The sequence below is a fragment of the Enterobacter sp. QK-SA4 genome, assembly GCF_056856775.1.
Genome location: NZ_JBXFXH010000007.1, coordinates 2,518,890 through 2,533,907 on the forward strand (window position 1 = coordinate 2,518,890; position 15,018 = coordinate 2,533,907).

Annotated in this window: 15 protein-coding genes and 1 pseudogene; 11 read left to right on the plus strand and 5 right to left on the minus strand. The window is 54.9% G+C overall.

Going from position 1 to position 15,018, the window contains the following annotated elements; all coding sequences use genetic code 11:
* Positions 1-38: 38 nt before the first annotated feature.
* The 7 genes and pseudogenes from AC1VYI_RS13505 to AC1VYI_RS13535 all read left to right on the plus strand — a co-directional run bounded on the left by AC1VYI_RS13505 (position 39) and on the right by AC1VYI_RS13535 (position 7,635).
* Positions 39-1,148: an efflux RND transporter periplasmic adaptor subunit gene (locus tag AC1VYI_RS13505; RefSeq protein ID WP_063408872.1), complete on the plus strand. Its 1,110-nt coding sequence runs from the start codon at positions 39-41 to the stop codon at positions 1,146-1,148.
* Positions 1,145-4,234, plus strand: a complete 3,090-nt coding sequence (locus AC1VYI_RS13510) for an efflux RND transporter permease subunit (protein WP_226483764.1) — start codon at positions 1,145-1,147, stop codon at positions 4,232-4,234. Before AC1VYI_RS13505 ends, AC1VYI_RS13510 begins: the two co-directional genes overlap by 4 nt.
* 34 nt (positions 4,235-4,268) lie before the next feature.
* Complete coding sequence (locus AC1VYI_RS13515; RefSeq protein WP_023311596.1) at positions 4,269-4,862, plus strand: TetR/AcrR family transcriptional regulator; 594 nt, start codon at positions 4,269-4,271, stop codon at positions 4,860-4,862.
* 73 nt (positions 4,863-4,935) lie between these two features.
* Entirely contained in the window at positions 4,936-5,535 is a 600-nt protein-coding gene (locus AC1VYI_RS13520) for an NAD(P)H-dependent oxidoreductase (protein ID WP_023311595.1), read from the plus strand.
* A gap of 112 nt (positions 5,536-5,647) precedes the next feature.
* Positions 5,648-5,725: pseudogene (locus tag AC1VYI_RS13525) on the plus strand (hypothetical protein); the annotation flags it as partial.
* The gene (locus AC1VYI_RS13530) at positions 5,722-6,873 is read left to right on the plus strand and encodes an IS30-like element IS30 family transposase (RefSeq protein WP_001254932.1); all 1,152 of its coding nucleotides are present in this window, start codon (positions 5,722-5,724) and stop codon (positions 6,871-6,873) included. The pseudogene AC1VYI_RS13525 and the gene AC1VYI_RS13530, both read left to right, overlap by 4 nt.
* A gap of 222 nt (positions 6,874-7,095) precedes the next feature.
* Positions 7,096-7,635: a cysteine hydrolase family protein gene (locus tag AC1VYI_RS13535; protein ID WP_134866333.1), complete on the plus strand. Its 540-nt coding sequence runs from the start codon at positions 7,096-7,098 to the stop codon at positions 7,633-7,635.
* A gap of 64 nt (positions 7,636-7,699) precedes the next feature.
* On the opposite strand, the gene AC1VYI_RS13540 is transcribed toward AC1VYI_RS13535, so the two are convergent.
* A complete protein-coding gene (locus AC1VYI_RS13540) occupies positions 7,700-8,176 on the minus strand; it encodes a WbuC family cupin fold metalloprotein (protein WP_226483762.1) in 477 nt (158 codons plus the stop codon).
* Between the two features lie 266 nt (positions 8,177-8,442).
* On the opposite strand from AC1VYI_RS13540, the gene AC1VYI_RS13545 reads away from it, so the two are divergent.
* A complete protein-coding gene (locus AC1VYI_RS13545) occupies positions 8,443-8,913 on the plus strand; it encodes a hypothetical protein (RefSeq protein ID WP_134866335.1) in 471 nt (156 codons plus the stop codon).
* 47 nt (positions 8,914-8,960) lie between these two features.
* On the opposite strand, the gene AC1VYI_RS13550 is transcribed toward AC1VYI_RS13545, so the two are convergent.
* Both AC1VYI_RS13550 and AC1VYI_RS13555 read right to left on the minus strand, forming a co-directional pair.
* A complete protein-coding gene (locus AC1VYI_RS13550) occupies positions 8,961-9,884 on the minus strand; it encodes a LysR substrate-binding domain-containing protein (RefSeq protein WP_023311591.1) in 924 nt (307 codons plus the stop codon).
* A gap of 24 nt (positions 9,885-9,908) precedes the next feature.
* Entirely contained in the window at positions 9,909-10,445 is a 537-nt protein-coding gene (locus AC1VYI_RS13555) for a MarR family winged helix-turn-helix transcriptional regulator (RefSeq protein ID WP_134866337.1), read from the minus strand.
* Between the two features lie 133 nt (positions 10,446-10,578).
* Here AC1VYI_RS13555 and AC1VYI_RS13560 point away from each other — a divergent pair, with 133 nt between their 5' ends.
* The 3 genes from AC1VYI_RS13560 (at position 10,579) to AC1VYI_RS13570 (ending at position 13,456) form a co-directional block, all read left to right on the plus strand.
* A complete protein-coding gene (locus AC1VYI_RS13560) occupies positions 10,579-11,736 on the plus strand; it encodes an MFS transporter (protein WP_226483760.1) in 1,158 nt (385 codons plus the stop codon).
* An 82-nt stretch (positions 11,737-11,818) separates the two neighbouring features.
* Positions 11,819-12,256, plus strand: a complete 438-nt coding sequence (locus AC1VYI_RS13565) for a VOC family protein (RefSeq protein ID WP_134866339.1) — start codon at positions 11,819-11,821, stop codon at positions 12,254-12,256.
* Between the two features lie 261 nt (positions 12,257-12,517).
* Positions 12,518-13,456, plus strand: a complete 939-nt coding sequence (locus AC1VYI_RS13570; RefSeq protein ID WP_023311587.1) for an omptin family outer membrane protease — start codon at positions 12,518-12,520, stop codon at positions 13,454-13,456.
* A gap of 253 nt (positions 13,457-13,709) precedes the next feature.
* Here the strand turns inward: AC1VYI_RS13570 and AC1VYI_RS13575 are convergent, their stop codons facing one another.
* Together AC1VYI_RS13575 and AC1VYI_RS13580 are read right to left on the minus strand one after the other, a co-directional pair.
* A complete protein-coding gene (locus AC1VYI_RS13575) occupies positions 13,710-13,943 on the minus strand; it encodes a hypothetical protein (protein WP_482881750.1) in 234 nt (77 codons plus the stop codon).
* The gene (locus tag AC1VYI_RS13580) at positions 13,925-14,905 is read right to left on the minus strand and encodes an IS5-like element ISKpn26 family transposase (protein ID WP_000019450.1); all 981 of its coding nucleotides are present in this window, start codon (positions 14,903-14,905) and stop codon (positions 13,925-13,927) included. The genes AC1VYI_RS13575 and AC1VYI_RS13580 overlap by 19 nt, the downstream gene beginning before the upstream one ends.
* Positions 14,906-15,018: the final 113 nt, after the last annotated feature.

The following is a 15,018-nucleotide window of genomic DNA, read 5'->3' on the forward strand; positions in this document are numbered from 1 at the left end:
AATGCGGATACCGTCCTGTTACGTCAAAAAGGTTTCCCATGCTCAGGCTCACTTCAGCCCGCGTTGCCGTTTGTCTCCTGCCGTTTGCCCTGGTGGCGTGCGGCGATATTTCCGCGAGTGACGATCCGCGCACAAAGCCACCGCTTGTCAGATCCGCCTCCGTCGAGCTTGCGAACAATAGCGCCCGCGCCTTCACGGGCGTGGTGGTCGCAAGAACGCAAAGCGATTTAGGTTTCAGAGTCCAGGGAAAAATCCTTGAGCGGCTGGTCGACACGGGGCAGACCGTCAAACAGGGCCAGCCCCTGCTGCGCCTGGATCCGGTTGACCTGAAATTACAGGCTCAGGCGCAGCAGCGCGCGGTGGATGCGGCTCAGGCGCGCGCGCGCAAAGCCACCAGCGATGAGGCGCGCTATCGTGGACTTGTGGCGTCCGGCGCGGTGTCTGCCTCGGAGTATGACCAGATCAAAGCGGCGGCCGACACGGCCAGGGCCGATCTCAGCGCCGCCCGGGCGCAGGCCAGCGTGGCGCAAAACGCCACGGGCTATGCCGTACTGCTGGCGGATTCAGACGGCGTGGTCATGGAGACGCTCGCCGAGCCGGGTCAGGTCGTCAGCGCCGGACAGGTGGCGATCAGACTCGCCAGAGCGGGACAGCGTGAAGCGCTCGTCCAGCTTCCGGAAACGCTGCGTCCTGCCGTCGGCAGCGAAGCGCAGGCCACGCTGTATGGCAATGAAAAACATCCTGTCACCGCAACGCTGCGCCTGCTGTCTGACTCGGCCGATGCCGCGACCCGCACGTATGAAGCCCGCTACGTGCTGGATGGCCTGCTGGCGAACGCGCCGCTGGGGGCGACCGTCACGCTGAACATTCAGGACAATAAAGCGGAAGGTCAGGTCATGCAGGTCCCGCTGGCTTCACTCTATGATGCAGGAAAAGGTCCCGGCGTCTGGCGCATTTCCGCCCAGCCGGCAAAGGTCGCATGGACGCCCGTCAGGGTGCTGAGCGTGGGTGAAGATGCGGCGCAGGTCACGGGCGGCGTGAAGCCCGGTGAGAAGATTGTTGCGTTAGGTGCCCATCTTCTGCACGAAGGTGAGGTCGTCAGGCTTGCCGAGCAACGCAATGCCGCCCTGGCGGAGAACACGCCATGAGCGGAAGCCGCTTCAACCTGTCGGCGCTGGCCGTCCGCGAACGTTCAATTACGCTGTTTCTGATCGTTCTGGTTACGATTGCCGGAATTTACGCCTTCTTTGGGCTCGGACGCGCGGAAGATCCGCCCTTCACGGTAAAGCAAATGACGGTGATAACCGTCTGGCCGGGTGCCACCGCGCAGGAAATTCAGGATCAGGTCGCCGAACCGCTGGAAAAACGCCTGCAGGAACTCAAATGGTATGACCGTACCGAAACCTATACCCGTCCCGGCATGGCGTTTATCACGTTGTCATTGCAGGACAAGACCCCGCCAGCCGAAGTGCAGGAGGAGTTCTATCAGGCGCGGAAGAAGCTTGGAGATGAATCGCAGCGACTTCCGGCGGGCGTCATCGGCCCGATGATCAATGACGAATTCTCGGATGTCACCTTTGCCCTCTTTGCGCTGAAAGCGAAAGGCGAACCGCAGCGGCAGCTGGTACGCGATGCCGAAGGCCTGCGCCAGCAGCTTCTGCACGTTCCCGGCGTGAAGAAAGTGAACATTATCGGCGAACAGGCCGAGCGGATTTACATCTCCTTCTCCCACGACCGTCTGGCGACGATAGGGCTCTCACCCCAGGATATTTTCAACGCCCTCAACAGCCAGAACGCGTTAGCCGCGGCGGGCTCCATTGAGACCCGAGGCGCGCAGATTTTTATCCGCCTGGACGGCGCGTTCGATGAACTGCAGAAAATCCGCGATACGCCTTTTGTGGCTCAGGGCAAAACGCTCAAGCTGTCCGATGTGGCAACGGTTGAGCGAGGCTACGAAGATCCCCCGACGATGCTGATACGTAATCAGCATGAGCCCGCCCTTCTGCTGGGCATCGTGATGCGTGAAGGCTGGAACGGTCTGGCGCTGGGAAAAGCGCTGGATGCGGAAACGGCGAAAATAAATGACAGCCTGCCGCTGGGCATGTCCCTGACCAAGGTCACCGACCAGTCCGTGAATATTCGCTCGTCGGTCGATGAGTTCATGATCAAATTCTTCGTCGCCCTGCTTGTGGTCATGGTGGTGTGTTTTATCAGCATGGGCTGGCGCGTGGGTGTTGTCGTTGCGGCGGCGGTCCCGCTGACGCTGGCGGTCGTATTCGTAGTGATGGAAGCCGCGGGGATAAACTTTGACCGCGTTACGCTGGGCTCCCTGATCCTCGCCCTCGGCCTGCTGGTTGATGATGCCATCATCGCCATCGAAATGATGGTGGTGAAAATGGAGGAAGGTTACGACAGAATCAAAGCCTCGGCCTTCGCCTGGAGCCATACCGCTGCGCCCATGCTGGCCGGTACCCTGGTGACGGCCATTGGCTTTATGCCGAATGGCTTTGCCCAGTCGACCGCAGGGGAATACACCAGCAATATGTTCTGGATTGTCGGCCTCGCCCTGATTGCATCGTGGTTTGTCGCGGTGGTGTTCACGCCCTATCTTGGGGTGAAGATCCTGCCGGCGATCCCTAAAGTAGAAGGGGGTCATGCCGCCATCTATAACACGCCTCGCTATAACCGTTTTCGCCAGCTGCTTGCCCGCGTTATCGCCAGAAAATGGCGGGTAGCCGGGTCGGTGGTCGCCATTTTCATTCTTGCCGTGCTCGGTATGGGGCTGGTTAAAAAACAATTCTTCCCGACCTCCGATCGCCCGGAAGTACTGGTTGAGGTGCAGATGCCATACGGTACCTCGATTGAGCAAACCAGCGCCGCAACCGCAAAAATCGAAGCGTGGCTGGGCCAGCAGCCCGAAGCCAAAATTGTCACGGCCTATATTGGTCAGGGTTCGCCCCGTTTTTATCTGGCGATGGCGCCTGAACTGCCCGATCCGTCTTTTGCGAAAATCGTGATCCTGACGGACAGCGAGACATCGCGCGAGGCGCTCAAGCTCCGGCTGAGAGAAGCTGTCGCCAACGGCCTTGCCCCCGAAGCCCGCGTACGGGTAACGCAGCTGGTGTTTGGCCCGTACTCGCCCTTCCCGGTTGCCTGGCGCGTGTCGGGGCCGGATGTCGAACAGGTGCATGACATCGCTGACAGGGTGAAAGCCGTGCTCCAGGCGAGCCCGATGATGAGAACCGTCAACACCGACTGGGGCTCACGCGTTCCCGTCCTGCATTTCACCCTCGATCAAAACCGCCTGCAGGCGACCGGCTTGACCTCCAGTGCCGTTGCCGATCAGCTTCAGTTTCTGCTCTCAGGCGTGCCCGTCACCTCCGTGCGGGAAGATATTCGCTCGGTTGAGGTTATTGGCCGCGCGGCGGGAGACATCCGTCTCGATCCGGCAAAAATCGAGGGTTTCACCCTTGTCGGCAATGCGGGACAGCGCGTTCCGCTGTCGCAAATTGGCAAGATTGAGATCGGTATGGAAGATCCGATCCTGCGCCGCCGCGATCGCACCCCGACGATTACCGTGCGGGGCGACATCGCTAACAATCTTCAGCCACCGGATGTGTCGGTCGCCGTCATGAAGCAGCTCCAGCCGATTGTTGATGCGCTGCCGCCCGGGTACCGAATAGACATGGCGGGTTCGATTGAGGAATCGGGCAAAGCCACGCAGGCAATGATTCCGCTGTTCCCGATCATGATTGCCCTGACGCTGCTGATCATCATTTTGCAGGTGCGCTCAATCTCGGCGATGGTGATGGTGTTCTTAACCGCGCCGCTGGGGCTGATTGGCGTAGTGCCCGTGCTGTTGATTTTCAATCAGCCGTTTGGCATCAACGCGCTGGTCGGCTTGATCGCCCTTTCCGGCATTCTTATGCGCAATACGCTGATCCTGATCGGTCAAATCGATCATAACCAAAAGGACGGTCTCGAGCCGTTCCAGGCGGTGGTTGAAGCGACGGTCCAGCGCGCGCGCCCGGTCCTTCTGACCGCCATAGCCGCCGTGCTGGCGTTCATTCCCCTGACGCATTCGGTGTTCTGGGGCACGCTGGCTTACACGCTGATAGGCGGCACGCTGGGCGGGACGATCGTCACCCTCGTCTTCCTGCCCGCGATGTATGCGATCTGGTTCCGGATCCGTCCTGCGGAACAACGAGTGCAGCACCGTGCAGAAAACGTGTAAACTACCATGAGTAGATAACACTTCTGAGGAAAGCATGGTTGTTAAGCGCTTAAGAAAAGAGGACCGCCGCGTGCAGCTGCTGGAGGTTGCGCGCGGAATCGTTCGTCAGCAAGGTACGGAGGCGCTGACCCTTGGCTACCTGGCCGAACGAGCCAACGTGACCAAGCCTATCCCCTACGATCACTTTGGCGATCGTGAAGGGCTGCTGATGGCGCTGTACCAGGACTATAGCGACCGGCAGCTGGCGAAATTCCGCGAGACGCTGGCGGTCGACAGCAAAACGCTGGAGAAGACGATCCGCTTTTTCAGCGCCGCCTATATCGACTGCGCCATTAGCGCCGGGCCTGAGACCGGGCCGATTGCTGCCGCGCTGTCCGGATCCCACGCGTTGCAGACGTTTCGTGAAGCATGCGTGGCCGAATGTGCCGACTGCCTGCGTACCGCGCTTTCCCCGTTTGTCGCGCTGAAAGGCGTTCAGGGAGAAGCGGTACTGACGGCCATTATTGGCGCCGCGGAGGCGCTCAGTACTGCCGCTGGCAACGGCGTGCTCGCCCGGAACGTGGCGGAAGATACGCTCAGCGGCGCCATGACCGGCGTGCTGGAGACCTACGTGAATAGCACAAAATGATCGCTGGGGGCGGATTGACACCTAAGTTACCAATAGTAATATAGGCGTCAATTCTCACCCATTCGAGGTCGCTATGTCTGCTACAAATGCCATTAATAACGCACTGATCGTGACGGCTCATCCTGTCGACAATTCGTTATCCCATTCGCTGGCAGCCCGTATTGCCGGAAAATTACGCGAGCAAGGTACGCAGGTTGAAATTGCCGATCTGCATGCTGAAGGGTTTAATCCGGCGATGACCCGCGCCGATCTCGATTTGTATCACGGCGATCCGAGCGCCCTTCCTGAAGATATTCTGCGCGAGCAGCAGCGCGTCGAGCGAGCGGATATGCTGGTGTTTGTTTTCCCCGTGTACTGGTGGTCGGTCCCCGCGCTGTTGAAAGGCTGGTTCGATCGCGTATTAACCCTGAACTGGGCGTATAAGGTGGCCGACGATGGCCGGATCGTTGGCAGCTTACGCGATGTTCCCGTCCGCCTGATTGCCACCGGCGGCAGCGATCTCACCGGATTCGACAAACACGGCTATTCGACGGCGATTCAGACGCAGATAATCGAAGGCGTGTTTGGCTTCTGCGGGCTGAAGAACGTTAAGCTCGATATTCTTTACCAGGCAGACGCGGCGACGCCTGAGCAGGTGGAGGAGTTCCTGAAGGGGCTAGAGGACCTTAAATAATCCCGGCTATTCAGTCAGCAAAGGCGTGCACAGCAGGTTACGAGCCTTTGCTGACAGCTTCCTGCCGCTTGATCGTACCCCTACTCAAGTTGGTGTCTTGAAGCAATGAGTTAAGCAACGCTATTGTAGATTCAATTGGTCAACGCAACAGTTATGTGAAAACATGGGGTTGCGGAGGTTTTTTGAATGAGACGAACATTTACAGCAGAGGAAAAAGCCTCTGTTTTTGAACTATGGAAGAACGGAACAGGCTTCAGTGAAATAGCGAATATCCTGGGTTCAAAACCCGGAACGATCTTCACTATGTTAAGGGATACTGGCGGCATAAAACCCCATGAGCGTAAGCGGGCTGTAGCTCACCTGACACTGTCTGAGCGCGAGGAGATACGAGCTGGTTTGTCAGCCAAAATGAGCATTCGTGCGATAGCTACTGCGCTGAATCGCAGTCCTTCGACGATCTCACGTGAAGTTCAGCGTAATCGGGGCAGACGCTATTACAAAGCTGTTGATGCTAATAACCGAGCCAACAGAATGGCGAAAAGGCCAAAACCGTGCTTACTGGATCAAAATTTACCATTGCGAAAGCTTGTTCTGGAAAAGCTGGAGATGAAATGGTCTCCAGAGCAAATATCAGGATGGTTAAGGCGAACAAAACCACGTCAAAAAACGCTGCGAATATCACCTGAGACAATTTATAAAACGCTGTACTTTCGTAGCCGTGAAGCGCTACACCACCTGAATATACAGCATCTGCGACGGTCGCATAGCCTTCGCCATGGCAGGCGTCATACCCGCAAAGGCGAAAGAGGTACGATTAACATAGTGAACGGAACACCAATTCACGAACGTTCCCGAAATATCGATAACAGACGCTCTCTGGGGCATTGGGAGGGCGATTTAGTCTCAGGTACAAAAAACTCTCATATAGCCACACTTGTAGACCGAAAATCACGTTATACGATCATCCTTAGACTCAGGGGCAAAGATTCTGTCTCAGTAAATCAGGCTCTTACCGACAAATTCCTGAGTTTACCGTCAGAACTCAGAAAATCACTGACATGGGACAGAGGAATGGAACTGGCCAGACATCTAGAATTTACTGTCAGCACCGGCGTTAAAGTTTACTTCTGCGATCCTCAGAGTCCTTGGCAGCGGGGAACAAATGAGAACACAAATGGGCTAATTCGGCAGTACTTTCCTAAAAAGACATGTCTTGCCCAATATACTCAACATGAACTAGATCTGGTTGCTGCTCAGCTAAACAACAGACCGAGAAAGACACTGAAGTTCAAAACACCGAAAGAGATAATTGAAAGGGGTGTTGCATTGACAGATTGAATCTACAATAACTAACGTGATAATTCCGCATATAGCGGAATGAATAAACAAAGGTCATTCCATGTATCAGTCAGTTCAGCCAACAACCACCCTCACCACCACCGGCACCTTCGGCGGCGTGGGCGTATCTGTAGCGAACTACTGACAAACAGAACCTCAATCCCCGCCAGCCTGGACGGGGAAATACCTCTCCGTTCACCGCCCTCTGAATGGAGAAAGAAAATGATTTCTGACAATGCTCTCTTAATTATCGACATGCAGCAGGGCCTCTTCCGGGGCCCGGTCTCACCCTGTTCCGCCGATGCCGTTCTGGCAAATATCCGTTTGTTAATAGCCAACGCGCGCCACGCTCGGGTACCCGTCTTTTTTGCCCGCCATGTTGGACCAGACGACTCCCCCTTCTCAGCGCAGGGGCCGTTGACGCAGCTGATACCCGAGCTGGACGTGAAGGAGCAGGATGTTGTTTTCACCAAGCGCCATCCCAGCTGTTTTCGGGATACCGAATTGCTGCGTGAGCTTAATCAGAGAGGCATCAAACAGCTGGTCATTGCCGGGATGAAAACAGAATTTTGTGTCGACACCACCTGCCGGGCCGCGCCGGAGCTGGGCTTCAGGACGATATTGATTTCAGATGCGCATACCACAATGGATAACGCACATTTATCCGCCACTGACATCATTGCGCATCACAACAGCACGCTGGCCGGCCCGTTCGTGATGCTGTCGACTGCCGGCGGCTGGCATTTTAATACGGTCAGTTGAGTTAGCGGGATCGTCTCTTTCTATCCCGGCGCGCCTTTCCGCGCGTCGGGAAAAGTAGAGAAAATTACAGGGTAAAACCTCCGTCACCCACCTGCGCCTGGGCGTACCATTTCATCAGCTCCGCGGTACCGGGCGCGTTCTCAGCCGGTGACCACGGGGCGGTATCGTGCTCCGGAACAGGCTGATAGCCGCCGTGTTTCACCTCGAAAATGACGCCGCCTTTATCCAGCGACAGCACGGCATGCCAGGTACCGGCATCCATCTCCAGCACTTTGCAGTCTTCACCTAACACCACGCGCTGGGTCACGTTACCGCTGTCATCAAAATTCAACACCAGAAAGCGACCGCTCAGAGCCGTCAGCAGTTCAAACGTGTGCGGGTGGCGATGAGGGCGAACATAGGTACCAGGCTCCATCGCGATAGCCAGGCGTTGTACCGGGTCGCTCAGCTCGGGATGTAAATTGCGGTGCGCGCGTAAGCGAGGAGAATTGGCAGCCTGCTCGCTTTGTTGCAGCAGGTCACTGAACGTAATTTGTTTCATATACACCTTTGTGAATGGAGTCAGCGGGCGGCAACCCGATTGCCGCACGACGTTATACCATTCTGGACGGTCGATGAGCGATGGCGTTTGTGAAACAAAACGCTGCAACGTGAGGATGCGCGTGATCGCACTCCAAAGCGCAACATTGAGTAAAACTCACATTGATTCCCACTATTTATCGTTTTTCAAAAGCGACGGCGCTGAAATACCATCCATTCACCCCTGGGATAGAAAAATAAATAATACTAAGCCTGTATGGAGCACCTATGACACTCGATGTTTTATTCCCTGTAATGAATATTATCTCGCCTCATAAATTTAGCGTCCAGGCAAATGTGCATGAGTTGATAACGTTACTTTCAGCAGAAAAGGAAAGCTCAGAGGCGCTATCGCCTTTCCTCCATCGACTGCATCTTTTGGCTTTCGCCCAAAGCAATCCGGGTAACGCCGAAGAGCTGCTCTCAGCACACTTGCCAAAAGAAGATGGGATCCTTCCGCTGCTAGACTTTGCGGACTGGCCAAAGGTGCGTTACGCCGCGTCAGGCGAAGTTCAGACGCGTGAATCGCAGGAGTATTTCCGTGACATGACGTCGGCTGCCAATCTGTTACGCACGGCGCTGATCGACGCAGAGCGCGCAAGGGGGACGCCTGCGCTTTATATTCTGGATAAATTGCTCAACCTGAACAGCGCATTGCCGGAGCGATATAAACAGATGGCGAATATTCCCTACGCATAAATACGCTCAATCTGCGGAATATCCCTCAATAAATATTCCGCCATTTATTAAACCCGCTTTTCGCTATAATCAAGACAGACGATATCCAACGAAGGCAGCACCGGCGCATTAAGGTTAAGCCACGCCAGCAACCGTTCAATACTCTGTCTTCTGAGCGAGTTTTTCGGCCAGACGAGGTAATAGCCATCGCCGGTTGCGATAGCTTCCCTGAAGGGCAGCGCGAGCAGACCGCTTTTCAGCGCGTCGAGCGTGAGGCGGAGATCGGCCATCGCCACGCCGTGACCGTGCATGGCGGCCAGGCTTCCCTGCTCCAGGGTGTCGAATACTATCCCTCGACTCACGTCGAGTCCGGGGAATGACCCCGTTCTTTTCAGCCAGCGCTTCCAGTCCCGTCTGTCCGGAGAGGGATGGATAAGATCGCACTCTGGAAGCTGATGCCGGGCAGATTCAAGCAACGACGGGGTACAAACCGGAATGAGCCATTCACTGAAGAGCAGCCTGCTTTCCGTTGACTCGCCGAAATAGCCATTACCGAGCAGGATCGCACAATCATAGGGCTCACGGCTGAAGTCAACGGTGTCGAAGTCCATCCAGACGCTGGCAATTTCAATTTTTGGCTTCGCGTGGTTCTCGCGAAAGGATTTAAGCACATTCAGAAGCCACCGCATCGTCAGGGTGCTGGGGGCTTTGAGGCGCAGAAGGTGGTTTTCACTTCTGAATGCCCGACAGGCCCACTCAATATTCGAGAAACTTTCGCTGAGCTGTCCGGCCAGAATACGTCCGGCATCACTGACCTCCACTCGCGGCCCCTGGCGTTTAAAGAGCTCACAGTCGAACCACTGTTCAAGCGTCCGGACATGCCTGCTGACCGCGCCCGGCGTGATATTCAGTGCTTCAGCAGCTTTGCTGAAGGAGTTCAGCCGCGCGGCAACTTCAAAAGCGCGCAGCGCATACAGTGGCGGTAAAGACATACGTTCCCTTTCTGTGAGGTTTAGCTATGCAGTGTTTGTATTATCGGCACTCGGTGACCTGTCGCTCAGGTCCTCAGACGGGAACGTCATCAGCAGCTCCCTGAGCAGGGACTCAAGCTGCGCGCGCTGCGCGTCAGACAAGTTGCTCAGCAGCGCATTTTGCGTTTGTGTATGCACGATCAGCGCCTGTTCGATACGCTCCTGCCCGTGCGGCGTCAGGCTTACGAGGGTGCTGCGCTTATCATTCGGATCGGCAATTCGCCTGATAAGCCCTTGCTGTTCTAGATGGCTGAGCCGGTTCGTCATCGCCCCTGAGGTTACCAACAGCGATTTATAGAGCTGCGTGGGGGAAAGGCAGTACGGCTCACCGGCGCGACGCAGCGTGGCGAGCACGTCAAACTCGCCCTCGCGAAAACCAAACTGCGCCATCGCCTGCGCCCGTTCTTTTCCGAGATTCTTCATCAGCCGGAGCATTCGGCCAAAAATTTTCATCGACGAGGCGTCCAGCTCCGGCATGGCGCGGCTCCACTGGCCGACAACGAAGTCTACATGGTCTTGCATTTTCACCCCTGATGGCGTGCGAATTTATCCTGTTGTGCGGTACATCTTACGCAAAAACATATTTTATCTTAACGTTAAGATAAATGCTCGTGCCGATTTGCGCGGGCCATTCACAACCGAAAAGGATTCCACGTTGAAACGCACGTCGCCTTTACTCTTCGCCGTTATCGCTTTTATCGTCGGGCTTAACCTGCGCCCCATTCTGGCTTCTGTCGGACCGCTGTTTTCCGTGCTGCAGCGCGAAGCGGGGCTGACCGCTACGCAATTCAGCCTGCTGACCACCCTGCCGGTCGCGATGATGGGGCTTGCCGCCCTGTTTGGCCCCTGGCTTTTAGCCCGACTCGGCGCCGTTCGGGGAATTATGCTCGGGCTCTTTATCCTGCTTGCGGCCTGTTTGCTGCGCGGTTTTAGCGCCTCACCGGAGAGTCTTATGGGCACCGCGTTACTGGGCGGGGCCAGCATAGGCACGATCCAGGCGTTAATGCCTGCCCTGATTAAAAAGGAATATACGCAAACGGCCAGCACGGTGATGTCGCTCTTCAGCACGGGCATTATGGCCGGAGCGGCAGTCGCCGCCGCCAGCGCCGAGCCGTTGTTTTCATGGCTCACGCTGAAGCCCGCGCTGGCAATGGCCGGGCTGTTAGCGCTGCTTGCGCTGATACTTTGGTTAACCCTGGTTAAGCATCCTCAGGAGGAAAAAACAGCCCACGAAACCGTCACGCTCTCGTCCTCCCGTACAGCACTACTGTTGCTCTTTTTCGGCGTGGGTACGGGCGCCTACACGCTGGTATTGGCCTGGCTGCCCCCGCTTTACATTCAGGCGGGATGGTCCGCACGCAGCAGCGGCTACATGCTGGCCTGGCTAACGTTAACCGAGGTTGTCGCCGGGTTTGCCGTCTCCGCGCTGATCGGTAAATTCCCCGACCGCCGCGTGCCGCTGATCGCCGTATTGCTGTTGCTGCTGGCAGGATTACTGTGTCTGGTCTTTGCGCCGGGTACGACGCCTGTATTATCCACGCTGCTGCTTGGCACCGGGATCGGCGCCCTCTTCCCGCTGTCGCTCATCGTTACGTTCGATCATGCGCGAACACCCGCCCAGGCCGGGAAGTTACTGTCTAAAGTTCAGGGAGGTGGATACATGATTGCCGCGCTTATGCCGCTAATAGCGGGGATCGTTCGCGACAGTTCGTTCTCGCTGACCAGCGCATGGCTGATCATGAGTGCGGGAGTCGTGCTGCTGATCGTCATCGCGCTGAATTTTAAACCCGTCGTGGACGTGCAGGCAGGGTGAATGCAACACCAGAATTGAGAGTCGTATTTCCGCCAATCGTAAGATAAATTCAGGGTGAATTTCACCTCATTCAGGAGTGGATATGTCGCAGACGCTACCAGAAATTGATGTCTTATTTGTCGCCGGGTTCGGGCCCATTTCGCGGGATACGGAGTCCAGCACCGCGTTTTATGTCCAGACACTCGGCCTTCCGCTGAAGCCGATGGAGGGGAACAGCGATTATCTGCTCACTGAAGAGGGTCAGCTGGAAGGCGTGAAGCATTTTGCCGTCTGGCCGCTCGCACAGGCGGCTGCATCCTGTTTTGGAGAAGAACAGTGGCCAGTTGAGCACCCGATACCGCAGGGATGGGTCGAGTACGAGGTTCAGGATCTGGACGGGGCTACCCGCGTTCTGAGTGAAAAAGGCTATCGGCTGCTGGTGGCTAACCGCACGGAACCGTGGGGGCAAACCGTCACTCGCCTGCTCAGCCCGGAAGGCTTGCTTACCGGGCTGACGATTACGCCGTGGCTGCGGGGGTAAATGGGAATTTGTTTGTGACGCTGGTTGCAGACGTGCATACCATAGCGAAGTTGGTCATCTTATCCGCAGCTGACTGTTATTTCGCATTAAGCCAGAAATCATTTAAATATTAGAAATCGCCTCTTTCAGGCTGCCCAAAGTTAAATATTGTTCCTTACGTCAAATAATAAAAAATTACCAAAACTAGCAGTTGATTATTATTGTTATGACTTTTAAGATTTTACCGCAACTCATTGATTAATTTGCTTTAGGGAAATAAAAATGACAAGAAATATCGTTGCGGGAATGATGATGGCCGCGTTTTCAGGGGCAGTATATGCAGGACCAACAATCGTTACACCAGATTTTTCACCGGATAGTTTAGCGGTTTCAGCCTCTGCCGGGATGCTGAGCGGAAAATCTCACGAAATGGTTTATGACGAAGCTACAGGAAGAAAAATTAGCCAACTGGACTGGAAAATAAAAAATGTCGCCATTCTGAAAGGCGATATCACCTGGGATGCTTACTCATTTTTAACATTGAACGCCCGCGGCTGGACGTCCCTGGCATCAGGTTCAGGTCATATGGATGACTATGACTGGATGAATGAAAAACAATCCTCCTGGACAGACCATTCAAGCCATCCGGCCACGAACGTTAACTACGCCAATGAATATGACCTCAACGTAAAAGGGTGGATCCTCCAGGGCGATAACTATAAAGCGGGCGTAACCGCAGGCTATCAGGAAACACGCTTCAGTTGGACGGCGACTGGTGGTACTTACAATTATGATAACGGTGCCTATCAAGGGAACTTCCCGGCAGGCGAACGCGGCATTGGTTATAGCCAGCGTTTTTCTATGCCCTACATTGGCCTTGCAGGACAGTACCGTTTCAATGACTTTGAATTTAATGCCCTCTTCAAATTCAGTGACTGGGTGCGTGCACATGATAACGACGAACATTACATGCGCGATCTGACTTTCCGCGAGAAGACAACAGATTCCCGCTATTATGGTGCCTCTGTTGATGCCGGGTATTACGTCACTCCGCACGCCAAAGTTTTTGCAGAATTTACCTATAGCAGTTACGAAGAAGGTAAAGGCGGTACGCAGATTATTGATACCAATACTGGTGACTCCGGCTCTATTGGCGGGGATGCGGCAGGTATTTCTAACCATAACTATACCATTACAGCGGGCCTGCAATACCGCTTCTAATCCAGGCGAACAACAGTCCATTGTTAAAGCAGACCAGGCCCCTGACGGGGCCTTTTTCGTTACGTTAAGCTAATTCCTTGCCAGGGACACTCCCAGGATACCTGCCATCCAGTCCAGGTGTTGGTGACAGATTCTAGAAGTACAGTAATTGCATATTTACCACCCCACTGGCATCTTCATTTCCTTTAACTGACGCATTACAAAAAATAACAGTTTTAACTCAAAATAATAGATTGTAATATGGTTCCAAATGCTAACAAACAAAGGAGTGACATGCTCTCTCAAAAACTAAGTGACAAAAGATGGATGGGGCTTTCTTAGGGAAGGTGCGAATAAGCAGGTCATTTCTTCCCAAGCTGACTCGCTGATTAAAATTTCGCGGATCTGGGCCGATTTTTTTCCCGCAAACACATCGAATCAGCCTATTTAGGCTATTTTTTCCACCATTTCTGGCGTTATTTCCGGTTTTTACTGAGATCTCTCCCACTGACGTATCATTTGGTCCACCCGAAACAGGTTGGCCAGGGTGAATAACATCGCCAGTTGGTTATCGTTTTTCAGCAGCCCCTTGTATCTGGCTTTCACGAAGCCGAACTGCCGCTTGATGATGCGAAACGGGTGCTCCACCCTGGCACGGATGCTGGCTTTCATGTATTCGATGTTGATGGCCGTTTTGTTCTTGCGCGGATGCTGCTTCAAGGTTTTTACCCTGCCGGGACGCTCGGCGATCAGCCAGTCCACATCCACCTCGGCCAGCTCCTCGCGCTGTGGCGCTCCTTGGTAGCCGGCATCGGCTGAGACAAATTGCTCCTCTCCATGAAGCAGATTACCCAGCTGATTGAGGTCATGCTCGTTGGCCGCGGTGGTGACCAGGCTGTGGGTCAGGCCACTCTTGGCATCGACACCAATGTGGGCCTTCATGCCAAAGTGCCACTGATTGCCTTTCTTGGTCTGATGCATCTCCGGATCGCGTTGCTGCTCTTTGTTCTTGGTCGAGCTGGGTGCCTCAATGATGGTGGCATCCACCAAAGTGCCTTGGGTCATCATGACGCCTGCTTCGGCCAGCCAGCGATTGATGGTCTTGAACAATTGACGGGCCAGTTGATGCTGCTCGAGCAGGTGGCGGAAATTCATGATGGTGGTGCGATCCGGCAGGGCGCTATCCAGGGATAATCGGGCAAACAGGCGCATGGAGGCGATTTCGTACAGGGCATCTTCCATGGCACCGTCGCTCAGGTTGTACCAATGCTGCATGCAGTGAATACGCAGCATGGTCTCCAGCGGATAGGGCCGTCGGCCATTGCCCGCCTTGGGATAAAACGGCTCGATGACAGCGGTCATATTCTGCCATGGCAGAATCTGCTCCATGCGGGAGAGGAAAATCTCTTTTCGGGTCTGACGGCGCTTAGTGCTGAATTCACTATCGGCGAAGGTGAGTTGATGGCTCATGATGTCCCTCTGGGATGCGCTCCGGATGAATATGATGATCTCATATCAGGAACTTGTTCGCACCTTCCTTAGCGAAATTTCAAGACCAAAAAGATCAAAAAATAATCAGTTAC

Coding starts and splice junctions, on each gene's coding strand:
- AC1VYI_RS13510 (WP_226483764.1), top strand. CDS start 1,145: ATGAGCGGAAGCCGCTTCAACCTGTCGGCGCTGGCCGTCCGCGAACGT.
- AC1VYI_RS13550 (WP_023311591.1), bottom strand. CDS start 9,884: ATGTCTTTACCGCCACTGTATGCGCTGCGCGCTTTTGAAGTTGCCGCG.
- AC1VYI_RS13520 (WP_023311595.1), top strand. CDS start 4,936: ATGTCTGCTACAAATGCCATTAATAACGCACTGATCGTGACGGCTCAT.
- AC1VYI_RS13570 (WP_023311587.1), top strand. CDS start 12,518: ATGACAAGAAATATCGTTGCGGGAATGATGATGGCCGCGTTTTCAGGG.
- AC1VYI_RS13530 (WP_001254932.1), top strand. CDS start 5,722: ATGAGACGAACATTTACAGCAGAGGAAAAAGCCTCTGTTTTTGAACTA.
- AC1VYI_RS13505 (WP_063408872.1), top strand. CDS start 39: ATGCTCAGGCTCACTTCAGCCCGCGTTGCCGTTTGTCTCCTGCCGTTT.
- AC1VYI_RS13565 (WP_134866339.1), top strand. CDS start 11,819: ATGTCGCAGACGCTACCAGAAATTGATGTCTTATTTGTCGCCGGGTTC.
- AC1VYI_RS13545 (WP_134866335.1), top strand. CDS start 8,443: ATGACACTCGATGTTTTATTCCCTGTAATGAATATTATCTCGCCTCAT.
- AC1VYI_RS13515 (WP_023311596.1), top strand. CDS start 4,269: ATGGTTGTTAAGCGCTTAAGAAAAGAGGACCGCCGCGTGCAGCTGCTG.
- AC1VYI_RS13555 (WP_134866337.1), bottom strand. CDS start 10,445: ATGCAAGACCATGTAGACTTCGTTGTCGGCCAGTGGAGCCGCGCCATG.
- AC1VYI_RS13535 (WP_134866333.1), top strand. CDS start 7,096: ATGATTTCTGACAATGCTCTCTTAATTATCGACATGCAGCAGGGCCTC.
- AC1VYI_RS13540 (WP_226483762.1), bottom strand. CDS start 8,176: ATGAAACAAATTACGTTCAGTGACCTGCTGCAACAAAGCGAGCAGGCT.
- AC1VYI_RS13580 (WP_000019450.1), bottom strand. CDS start 14,905: ATGAGCCATCAACTCACCTTCGCCGATAGTGAATTCAGCACTAAGCGC.